The sequence below is a fragment of the Mycobacterium sp. genome (assembly GCF_049585075.1).
Taxonomy (GTDB): Bacteria; Actinomycetota; Actinomycetes; order Mycobacteriales; family Mycobacteriaceae; genus Mycobacterium.
On the sequence record NZ_JBAUZA010000149.1, the window covers coordinates 1 to 7,853 of the forward strand.

Below are 7,853 nucleotides of genomic sequence, written 5' to 3' on the forward strand. Positions count from 1 at the left end.
GGCCGGCGTCGACGCCGCGAAATCGGACAAGTCGGACGCTGCATCGGCTGACAACGCGGACGACGACGACTCCGACGACGACGCGGACGACTCGGATGCCGCCGAGGATGACAACGACACCGGCGACGGCGCCAGCAAGCGTCGCCGCCGTCGTCGCCGCCGCAAGTCCGGCTCGGGCGATGACACCGATGACGGCCCGTCACCGGACGACCCGCCGAACACCGTGGTGCACGAGCGGGCACCCCGAGCCAAGGACAAGTCCGACTCCACCAACACCGAGATTCAGGGCATCGACGGCTCGACCCGGCTGGAGGCCAAACGGCAGCGCCGCCGCGACGGGCGTGATGCCGGACGGCGCCGCCCACCCGTCCTGACCGAAGCCGAATTCCTGGCCCGCCGGGAGGCGGTCGAGCGGGTGATGGTCGTTCGGGACAAGGTCCGCACCGAACCGCCGCACCCGGGGTCGCGATACACCCAGATCGCCGTGCTCGAAGACGGGATCGTCGTCGAGCATTTTGTAACCTCAGCCGCCTCTGCCTCCCTGGTGGGCAACATCTACCTGGGTATCGTGCAGAACGTCCTGCCGTCGATGGAGGCGGCGTTCGTCGACATCGGCCGCGGCCGCAACGGTGTGCTCTACGCCGGTGAGGTGAACTGGGAGGCCGCCGGCCTGGGCGGGTCCAACCGCAAAATCGAGCAGGCTCTCAAACCCGGCGACTACGTCGTGGTGCAAGTCAGCAAAGACCCGGTCGGCCACAAGGGGGCCCGGCTGACCACCCAGGTGTCGCTGGCCGGTCGCTACCTGGTGTACGTGCCAGGCGCGTCGTCGACCGGCATCAGCCGCAAGCTTCCTGACACCGAACGCCAGCGCCTCAAAGAGATCCTGCGTGAGGTGGTGCCGGCGGACGCCGGCGTGATCATCCGCACCGCCTCCGAAGGCGTCAAAGAAGACGACATCCGCGCCGACGTGACCCGGCTGCAGGACCGGTGGACCCAGATCGCCGCCCAGGCCGAAGAGACCAAGGAGAAGGCGGCCGGTGCCGCCGTGGCGCTTTACGAAGAGCCAGACGTCCTGGTCAAGGTGATCCGGGACCTGTTCAACGAAGACTTCGCGCAGCTGATCGTGTCCGGCGAGGAAGCCTGGACCACCATCACCGAATATGTGAATTCGGTTGCGCCCGAACTTGTTTCGAAGCTGAATAAGTACGAGGCGGCAGAGCTTTCCGGGGGCGGGACGGGCCCAGACGTCTTCGCCGTGCACCGCATCGACGAGCAGCTGGCCAAGGCGATGGACCGCAAGGTCTGGCTGCCCTCGGGCGGAACGTTGGTGATCGACCGGACCGAGGCGATGACGGTGGTTGACGTCAACACCGGCAAGTTCACCGGTTCCGGCGGCAACCTTGAACAGACCGTTACCAAGAACAACCTCGAAGCGGCCGAGGAGATCGTGCGCCAACTGCGGCTGCGCGACATCGGCGGCATGGTCGTCATCGACTTCATCGACATGGTGCTCGAGTCGAACCGTGACCTGGTGCTGCGTCGGCTGACCGAGGCGCTGGCGCGGGACCGCACCCGCCATCAGGTGTCCGAAGTGACCTCATTGGGGCTGGTGCAGCTCACCCGCAAGCGGCTGGGAACGGGGCTGGTCGAAGCGTTCTCAACCAATTGCCCGCACTGCGGCGGCCGCGGAATAACGCTGCACGCTGATCCCGTCGACTCCACCTCGCCGGCGGCCGGTCGCAAATCCGAGTCGGGCGGCAAGCGGGGCCGGCGCTCCAAGAAAACCAAGGCCGACGAGCAGGTGGTGGCCAAGGTGCCGGTGCACACCCCCGGCGAGCATCCGATGTTCAAGGCAATGGCGGCGGCCAACGGTCGCCATGACGACGACTCCGACGAGTCTGAGCATGCCGAGGATGTCGATGAAGCCGTCAACGGGCATGACTCCGACGACGCCGAGACCGACGGACAGCTGCAAAAGCAGGTCGCGGGTGAGGCCGCCGACGAAGACCTTGAGGACACCGACTTCGACGAGAGCGACGAAGACGATGACGCGGAAGACGACGAGGTCGAATTCGACGACGACGACGAGGACATCGACGACGAGGACCTTGAAGACGAAGACGACGACGAGGACGAGGACGAGGACGAGGACCTTGACCTCGACGAGGACCTGGACGCCGAAGACTCCGACGGCTCCGATGACTCCGACACGGACTCCTCCGAGCGCGAACCGTCGGCAATCACCGCCTCCGCCGCGCGACCCCGCCGACGTCGGGCCGCGGCCCGACCGGCAGGCCCACCGACCCACGAGGACTAACGGGCGGTTTGACCCTTTAGTTGCTGGTCACGTACCCTTGACCAGTTGTCGTCAGGCCTGTTGACCGGGTTTTGGCCGACACTCCCAGACCAGCCCGCGCACTTTGGTCGCGCGGCGCCCGAGGACCAGAAGAAGAAGAGGTAGACGTAACCATGGCGACCTACGCAATCGTCAAGACCGGCGGCAAGCAGTACAAAGTCGCCATCGGAGACGTCGTCAAGGTCGAGAAGCTCGACTCTGAGCCCGGTGCGAAGGTATCGCTGCCGGTCGCCCTGGTCGTCGACGGCGCAACTGTCACAACCGATGCAGCGGCGCTGGCCGAGGTTGCGGTGACCGGCGAGGTGCTCGAGCACACCAAGGGTCCCAAGATTCGTATCCACAAGTTCAAGAACAAGACCGGCTACCACAAGCGTCAGGGTCACCGTCAGCAGCTGACGGTCCTGAAGGTCACCGGAATCAAGTAGCGGAGGCGACAGACATGGCACACAAAAAAGGCGCTTCCAGCTCGCGTAACGGTCGCGATTCGAACGCTCAGCGGCTGGGCGTGAAGCGATTCGGTGGCCAGATCGTCAAGGCCGGCGAAATCATCGTCCGCCAGCGCGGCACGCATTTCCACCCGGGAATCAACGTCGGCCGCGGCGGCGACGACACGCTGTTCGCCAAGGCCGCCGGGGCCGTCCAGTTTGGCGTCAAGCGGGGACGCAAGACGGTCAGCATCGTCACCGCGTCGACCAATTCCGACTAAGACCGACGAAGTGTCGCGAGTGTGAAGCCCGCTGGCTTCATGCTTGACGAATAAGAGGAACTCCGATGCCTCGGTTTGTCGACCGCGTCGTCATCCATACCCGGGCAGGTTCCGGCGGTAACGGCTGCGCTTCGGTCCACCGAGAGAAATTCAAACCGCTTGGCGGTCCCGACGGCGGCAACGGCGGCCGCGGCGGCAGCGTCGTGCTGGTCGTCGACCCGCAGGTGCACACCCTGCTCGATTTTCATTTTCGGCCCCATATCGTCGCGGCGTCGGGCAAGCAGGGCATGGGCGCTCACCGCGACGGCGCCGCCGGTACCGATCTGGAAGTCAAGGTTCCCGACGGGACGGTAGTGCTCGACGAGAACGGCAGGTTGCTCGCCGATCTCGTCGGTGCGGGTACCCGCTTCGAAGCCGCGGCCGGAGGTCGCGGCGGGTTGGGAAACGCTGCGCTAGCCTCGCGGGCTCGCAAGGCGCCGGGATTTGCACTGCTCGGCGAAAAGGGCGAATCGCGCGATCTCACGCTCGAGCTCAAGACCGTCGCCGACGTCGGGTTGATCGGATTTCCCTCGGCCGGCAAATCCTCGCTGGTCTCGACGATCTCGGCGGCCAAGCCGAAGATCGCCGACTACCCCTTCACTACCTTGGCGCCCAACCTTGGTGTGGTCTCGGCCGGAGAGCGCACCTTCACCGTCGCGGACGTGCCAGGCCTGATCCCGGGTGCGTCGCAGGGCCGCGGTCTGGGTCTGGACTTTCTGCGGCACATCGAGCGGTGTGCGGTGCTGGTGCATGTCGTCGACTGCGCCACCGCCGAGCCGGGTCGCGACCCGGTGTCTGACATCAATGCGCTGGAAGCCGAACTGGCCGCGTATACGCCTACGCTGCAAGGAGATTCCGCCCTCGGCGACCTCGTTGATCGGCCACGGGCGGTGGTGCTCAACAAGATTGACGTGCCAGAGGCCCGCGAGCTGGCCGAGTTCGTTCGTGACGAAGTCGCGGCGCGTGGGTGGCCGGTCTTCCTGGTGTCGACGGCCAGCAGAGAAGGCTTGCAGCCGTTCATATTTGCACTTGCCGACATGGTGTCGGAATATCACGCCGCGCAGCCGGTGCTGGTGCCACGACGGCCGGTGATTCGTCCGGTCCCGGTCGACGAGTCGGGTTTCACTGTGGAGTCCGACGGCCAGGGCGGATTCGTGGTCCGCGGACGGCGGCCCGAACGTTGGATCTCCCAGACCAACTTCGACAACGACGAGGCGGTCGGCTACCTCGGTGATCGGTTGGCCCGGCTGGGCGTCGAGGACGAGCTGGTCCGGCTGGGCGCACGGCCCGGATGCGCTGTCACCATCGGTGAGGTCACCTTCGACTGGGAGCCGCAGACGCCGTCCGGCATCGACACGTCGATGTCTGCGCGCGGTACCGACGCCCGCCTGGAGGGCACCGACCGGGTCGGCGCTGCCGAACGCAAGGTAGCCCGCCGTCAGCGTCGCGAGCGTGGCTCATGAGCACAACAGCGCGTGAGGCTATCCGCACCGCGCGAAGCGTCGTGGTCAAGGTCGGCACCACCGCGTTGACCACACCGACCGGCTTGTTCGACGCCGATAGGCTGGCGGGGCTGGCCGACGCAATCGAGGCACGGATGAAAGCGGGCTCCGACGTCGTCATCGTCTCCTCCGGGGCGATCGCCGCCGGCATCGAGCCGCTCGGGCTGACCAGGCGGCCCGCTGACCTGGCCACCAAACAAGCCGCGGCCAGTGTCGGGCAGGTCGCGCTGGTGAACGCTTGGAGCGCTGCATTCGCTCGTTACCAACGCAGCGTTGGACAGGTATTGCTGACAGCGCATGATATTTCGATGCGGGTGCAGCACACCAATGCCCAGCGCACTCTTGACCGGCTTCGAGCGCTGCATGCCGTGGCGATCGTCAACGAGAACGATACGGTTGCCACCAACGAAATTCGGTTCGGCGATAACGACCGGCTCTCCGCGTTGGTGGCGCACCTCGTCGGTGCCGACGCGTTGGTTCTGCTGAGCGACATCGACGGGCTTTACGATTCGGATCCGCGTAGAGTCCGCGAATCACGTTTCATCCCCGAGGTTTCCGGGCTAGCCGACCTGCACGGTGTGGTCGCGGGACAGAGTAGTCACTTGGGCACTGGTGGGATGGCAGCGAAGGTGTCTTCGGCGCTGCTGGCCGCCGACGCCGGGGTGCCGGTACTGCTGGCGGCCGCCGCGGACGCCGCGACTGCGTTGGTGGATGCCTCGGTTGGCACGGCGTTCGCCGCGCGGCCTAATCGGATGTCGGCACGCCGGTTTTGGGTGCGCTATGCCGCGGAGTCCGCGGGTGTGTTGAGCCTGGATACTGGCGCCGTGCACGCCGTGCTGGGCCAACGCCGCTCACTTCTGCCCGCGGGTATTACGAGTCTGTCCGGCAGTTTTCACGGCGGTGACGTTGTCGATCTAAAGGGGCCCGACGAGACCCTGGTAGCCCGCGGCGTGGTGGCCTACGACGCCGCCGAGCTGGCCACCATGATCGGCCGGTCGACTTCAGAGCTGCCCGCGGAGTTGCGCCGGCCCGCAGTGCACGCCGACGACCTGGTCGCCGTCTAGTCCGGCATAGGCTTGAGATACAAAGCACCCCAGACGATTTCAGTGAGCGTAGCGACTAGTTCGGCGTCGTATGCGGCTTGGTTGGCCGGCAGGTTCTGTTGACAGACCCGTTCGACCATCCAGGTCAGCGCACTGGCCGCGGTCGCCGCTGGCAATGCGCCGCGGATTGAGCCATCGGCCTGGCCATCCTCGATGACACGGGTCAATCGCCCGGTGATCTCGGTCAGCAGATTGCGGTATGTCGCTCCGACCAGGGAGTCGTAGGCGGCCATCTCGTTGAGCGCAACCAGTACCGGTTGGTGGCGCCGGTAGCTGGCGATGATCGCTGCCATCCCGGCGCGGACATCGTCGGGGTCGTGTCGCCATGCGAGGCCCCACCAGCGCTCGGCGCTTTCGGCGAGATCGGCGAACACTTGGCCGGCTAGCCGGCGCAGCAGGTGGCCCTTGTCCTCGAAGTAGATGTAGAAGTTGGCCCGCGACATCCCGGCCTCCGACGACAGCCGATCTACGCTCAGTTCGGTGAAGCTCGCGCCATCACGCATTAGCCGTTCGGTGGCGTCGAGCAGGCGACGCTCGATCTGCTCGCGCCGCTCCTGGCGTTTGGCTTGCGGCTTTCGGGTGACCGACGGCATGGCTCCTCCTATCCCGCTGGTCGAAGCGTAACCGAAGCCTTGACATCTTGACTAGACACTATGTCTAGTTCTAGGGTCAGCGGTGTTGCCGATGTGACCGGAGTCATAGCCGATGGAGGACCCACCATGACAGCGACAGCCGCAACCCCTCGCGCCTACGACCCCATCGATCTCTCGTCGCGGGCGTTTTGGTCCACCACCGCACAAGAACGGGAACGCTCGTTTGCGGAGCTGCGGGCCGAACGTCCGGTGAGCTGGCATCCTCCGGTCGAAGATGCCCTGATGGCTGACCCCGAGGACCCCGGCTACTGGGCTCTGACCCGGCGCGCCGACATCGTCGCGGTCAGCCGCAACAACGAGGTGTTCCTGTCCGGCAAGGGCGTCATCTTCGAGAACGTTCCCGAGGAGCTGCTCGAGGCCTCGCAGTCCTTCCTGGCGATGGACCCGCCGCGGCACACCTTCCTGCGCAAACTCGTCAGTGCCGCGTTCACCCCGCGACAGGTCAGGCGCATCGAGGATTCGATCCGCGCCAACGCCAAGAGCATCGTCGAGCAGCTCAAAGCGGCTGGCAGCGGCGCTGACTTCGTCGAGCACTGCGCCAAGGAACTGCCGATCCGCACCCTGTCGGAAATGGTGGGCATTCCGGAGTCGGACCGGGATCGCGTGGAACAGGCCGCCGATGCCATGGTCTCTTGGTGCGACCCGGTCTACCTCAACGGCCGGCACCCAATGGAGGTGCTGTTTGAAGCTCAAACGACTGTCCATCAGGTGGCCTTCGCGCTAGCCGCCGAACGTCGCGAGCATCCGGGTGACGACTTGTTCACCAGCCTGGTGAATGCCGAGGTGGACGGTGATCGGCTGGCCGACGCCGACATCGCCGCATTCTTCGTGTTGCTTTCTGTCGCCGCAAACGACACCACCCGGCAAACCACCAGTCATGCACTCAAGGCGCTCACCGATTTTCCCGATCAGCGCGCTTGGCTGCTAGAGGATTTCGACGGCCGCATCGGTGGCGCAATCGAGGAGTTCATCCGCTGGGCTAGCCCGGTGATGACGTTCCGTCGCACGGCCGCAACGGATTTCGAAGTCGGTGGCCAAACCATTCGGGCGGGGGAGAAAGTCGTGATGTTCTACCCGTCCGGCAACTGGGACACCGAAGTCTTCGAGCATCCGGAGCGGTTGGACTTGAGCCGAAGCCCCAACCCGCACGTCGGTTTCGGCGGCGGTGGAGTGCACTTCTGCCTCGGGGCACACGTGGCCAGAGCGCAACTGCGCGCGATCTTCAGCGAGCTCTTGCGTCAGCTGCCGGACATCCGGGCCGGCGAACCGGTCTACGTGCCCGGCAACTTCATCCACGGGATTCGCAGCATGCCCTGCACTTTTTGATACTTCACCGCGTCGAGTGTGGGCTTGTGTCACGTTTTTTCGCCTCAAAGTCAAGTGGTTAGTGCAACATCGGTCAGGCTGCCTCTTCTAGGAGGGCGGCTAGGCGTTGGGCTGGGGTGTCGAAATTCAGGGTGGGTCGTGGCCGGATGTTGAGTTTGTCTTGGACGC

At 65.5% G+C, this 7,853-nt stretch carries 7 protein-coding genes; 6 read left to right on the forward strand and 1 reads right to left on the reverse strand.

Annotation, left to right across the window (positions count from 1 at the left end):
* The 5 genes from WB785_RS07020 to proB all read left to right on the forward strand — a co-directional run.
* On the forward strand, nucleotides 1-2,317 hold a 2,317-nt coding region (locus WB785_RS07020), incomplete at its 5' end, for an Rne/Rng family ribonuclease (RefSeq protein ID WP_424078089.1).
* Nucleotides 2,318-2,469: 152 nt separating this feature from the next.
* Nucleotides 2,470-2,781, forward strand: coding sequence for a 50S ribosomal protein L21 (gene rplU, locus WB785_RS07025; RefSeq protein ID WP_424078091.1), 312 nt, complete (start codon nucleotides 2,470-2,472; stop codon nucleotides 2,779-2,781).
* 14 nt (nucleotides 2,782-2,795) lie between these two features.
* Entirely contained in the window at nucleotides 2,796-3,062 is a 267-nt protein-coding gene (gene rpmA, locus WB785_RS07030; protein ID WP_424078092.1) for a 50S ribosomal protein L27, read from the forward strand.
* Between the two features lie 65 nt (nucleotides 3,063-3,127).
* The gene (obgE, locus tag WB785_RS07035) at nucleotides 3,128-4,564 is read left to right on the forward strand and encodes a GTPase ObgE (protein ID WP_424078094.1); all 1,437 of its coding nucleotides are present in this window, start codon (nucleotides 3,128-3,130) and stop codon (nucleotides 4,562-4,564) included.
* Nucleotides 4,561-5,667, forward strand: coding sequence for a glutamate 5-kinase (gene proB / locus WB785_RS07040; RefSeq protein ID WP_424078095.1), 1,107 nt, complete (start codon nucleotides 4,561-4,563; stop codon nucleotides 5,665-5,667). The genes obgE and proB overlap by 4 nt, the downstream gene beginning before the upstream one ends.
* On the opposite strand, the gene WB785_RS07045 is transcribed toward proB, so the two are convergent.
* Nucleotides 5,664-6,299, reverse strand: coding sequence for a TetR/AcrR family transcriptional regulator (locus WB785_RS07045; RefSeq protein ID WP_424078096.1), 636 nt, complete (start codon nucleotides 6,297-6,299; stop codon nucleotides 5,664-5,666). The genes proB and WB785_RS07045 overlap by 4 nt on opposite strands.
* 126 nt (nucleotides 6,300-6,425) lie before the next feature.
* Between WB785_RS07045 and WB785_RS07050 the strand changes: the two genes are divergently transcribed.
* Nucleotides 6,426-7,685: a cytochrome P450 gene (locus WB785_RS07050; protein WP_424078097.1), complete on the forward strand. Its 1,260-nt coding sequence runs from the start codon at nucleotides 6,426-6,428 to the stop codon at nucleotides 7,683-7,685.
* Nucleotides 7,686-7,853 lie beyond the last annotated feature (168 nt).